We start from the raw sequence: 2,325 nt of genomic DNA, 5'->3' as shown, positions 1-2,325 counted from the left end.
TATACTGTGCGGCGCGGGACCCTTCGGTTTGGCTAATTCCAAGCCGCAAACTGACGATGCGGTTGCGGCTTTAGTCATCACATCGTTGAAGGAATTTTTGCCGTTTGCCGCCCTCATAATAACCGGCATCGTGCATCTACTAGCCTGGAGCAAGATAGAAAAGCTCGCCTAAGCCGAAACGCTTTCGTTTTGCGGCGACCACGCCTTTTGCAAGTCTAAACCGCAACGTCCAAAGCCGCGCTGTTATATAGCAATGTCAAGCGCGCCGCCGCAGCAGCAAAGCCGCAAGATAGCGCGTAAATTTAGAAAATTCAAAGGATAAAAATGAAAGAAATTTCAAAGCAAGATCTGCTTCGCAAGGCGAAATTCCGCGGAGTTTTAGGTGCCGTGATTTTGCTAGGCATCGGCATAAGCGGCACGGTGGGCGTAAGCAGCATAGACGAGGACGCGGTCGCGATTTTTAGAGTTTTAGCGCTACTAGCGACACTAGCGATATTTTACGACTGCTTCGTTTGCCTAGAAAAGGCGCTAGGCGTGCGCTTCGTTAAGACCTATAGGCTGATAGAAAGTATCCCGATCGTCGCGATTTTGTGCTACTGCGCCATGGTAGTAGCGCTAAAAGAGGGCGCGATGCTAGGTCTACTCTACACCCTGCTCTACGTCCTTTCGACGTGCGCAGCGGTGATAATCTGGGGCGTATTAAACTGCCGCCTAGCCACACTTAGCGGCGTGGATTTATTTAAAATCTACGGCATAGTGGTGTCTGTGGCATGGCCCTGCGAAGCGGTATCGGGCGCGCTAGCTAAAATAGGCGTAATCCTCGCGCTGCCGTATCTAATCGCAGCGTCGCTGGTAACGGCGTTTTCGGGGATTTTGCTAATCATAGCGTGGATAAAATTCAACCCCGCAAGGTTATGCGGCGCGGAAAATTCTAGCGAGCTTGACGGCGCCAAGCTAGGCGCGGACGGCGAAAAACTGAGCATTTACAGTAAACTCGCTGCTTTTAAGAAATCAGACGCGGACGATGCGAAAAAGCCCGCTTCCAAGGCGAGCGCAGATACCGCAAATATGCCTGCTTCAGAAGTGAGCGCATATGATACGACCGCCGCCGCAAGACGCCCGGGCAACCCCGGATTTAAATTCTAACTCTACTCGCGAGATAGAATTTCGCAAAATTTTTAAAATTTAAGGCGCGGAATTTTATCGCGACGCGCGGCGCATCGAGCGGAAACGCGGAATTTTGATTTAATTTTATCCACTACAAACGCGCAAAATTTAGGGCAAAATTCCAAGCCGAAATTCCGCGATCAATTTAAAATTTTAAGCAGAGGTTCAATCCAAAAATTCCGACGAAGCAAAATCCAAGCCAAAATTCCAGCTGAAATTCTAAACTAAAATTCCGATCTAAATCCCTAATCCAGCTTATTTCTAAAAAGCGACGCGGCCAGCGCCATCGTGCCCGCGCCGATCAGCAGCAGCGGCACGATGAGATGCCACAGCTCGCCCAGGCCCGCGCCCTCCAGATAGATCCGCCACATGCAGTTGTTGGCATAATACATCGGATCGAGGTGCGCGATGTAGTAAAACCACCGCGGCATCGCGTCCGCAGGCGTTATCAGCCCGCTTATCATAATGCACGGCAGCAGGAACAAAAACGAGCTCACGACCGATTGTAGCGAGGTTTTGCAGACGGTCGAGATCACGAGGCCGATGCCTACGTTGCAGGCGCTAAAGATCGCGATGATCGCAAAAAGATGCGTAAAGCGCCCTCGAAACGGAATTTCAAAGTAAAATACGCAGATCAAAAACAGCGCGAGCCCCTGCGCGATCGCGATCAGCACGGGCGGTACTGCTTTGCCGATCAGCATCTCAAGCGGGTTCGCGGGCGTCATCAGCATCATATCGAAGCTCCCCTCCTCGCGCTCGCGGGAGACGCTAAACGCCGATAGCATCAGCACCTGAATCATCGAAAGCCCCAAAATCATCCCCGTCATGATCGTGTAGCGCGTGATCGTGTTTTCGTTAAAAACATAGCGCGGATTTATGCTGATTAAATTCACAAAATGCTGCGCGTTGTATTCCCCCACTATGGCCTGCACGAAGCCGATGACGGTGTTTGCCAAGGTCGTATTGCGCGAATCCGCGATGATCAAAAGCTCGTGCGTATCCTTAAAATCGCTGCCGAAATAGATCCCGATGATCGCCTCGCCCTCGCTTACCGCGCGGCGCAGGCAGGTTAGGTCTTTGCAGCCAAGTTCGGTCTTAAACATCGGCGTAGCGGCGATGCTCTGTACCAGCGCGGTGGACGTCGCATCGCGGGCGTCG

The 2,325-nt window shown here is 51.9% G+C and carries 2 protein-coding genes; one reads left to right on the top strand and one right to left on the bottom strand.

What is annotated here, in order from left to right:
- The first annotated feature begins 324 nt into the window (after positions 1-324).
- Positions 325-1,146: a hypothetical protein gene (locus Q0236_RS10945; RefSeq protein ID WP_297917825.1), complete on the top strand. Its 822-nt coding sequence runs from the start codon at positions 325-327 to the stop codon at positions 1,144-1,146.
- 266 nt (positions 1,147-1,412) lie between these two features.
- On the opposite strand, the gene Q0236_RS10940 is transcribed toward Q0236_RS10945, so the two are convergent.
- Positions 1,413-2,325, bottom strand: a 913-nt coding sequence (locus Q0236_RS10940; protein WP_297917822.1) for an ABC transporter permease, incomplete at its 5' end; no start/stop codon positions are given.

Source organism: uncultured Campylobacter sp. (genome assembly GCF_938031315.1).
GTDB lineage: Bacteria > Campylobacterota > Campylobacteria > Campylobacterales > Campylobacteraceae > Campylobacter_B.
This window is presented reverse-complemented; position numbering and strand designations above follow the sequence as displayed.

Coding starts and splice junctions, on each gene's coding strand:
- Q0236_RS10945 (WP_297917825.1), top strand. CDS start 325: ATGAAAGAAATTTCAAAGCAAGATCTGCTTCGCAAGGCGAAATTCCGC.